The following is a 270-nucleotide window of genomic DNA, read 5'->3' on the forward strand; positions in this document are numbered from 1 at the left end:
TGCAAGAACAGTAGTCTGAGCTGTTCGGGTGTGGCTTGGCGTATATTGGTGGGGTGGTAATCCCGATCCCAAATCTGTTCAAAACTGAACTTGCCTCGGCAAAGCTCGGTGTCTCGTTCCAGTTGTTCGTTGTACTCTTTCACACCTGCCGCAATGGCTTGCAGAAAGACGTCATATTCCACACCAGCCATACCGCCGTTGTAATTGTCGGGTTTTTCTAGCACGTTTTTACCCGTGTAGAAGCCCGACAGTTCAGGGCGTTTATCCACC

1 protein-coding gene is annotated in these 270 nt (G+C 50.4%); it reads right to left on the reverse strand.

Annotated elements, in window-relative coordinates; translation table 11 throughout:
* Window positions 1–270 (reverse strand): transposase domain-containing protein (locus CUZ56_RS15065; RefSeq protein ID WP_275427161.1); only part of this gene is annotated, 270 nt, incomplete at both ends.

The organism is Saezia sanguinis, from assembly GCF_003991585.1.
Lineage (GTDB): Bacteria > Pseudomonadota > Gammaproteobacteria > Burkholderiales > Burkholderiaceae_C > Saezia > Saezia sanguinis.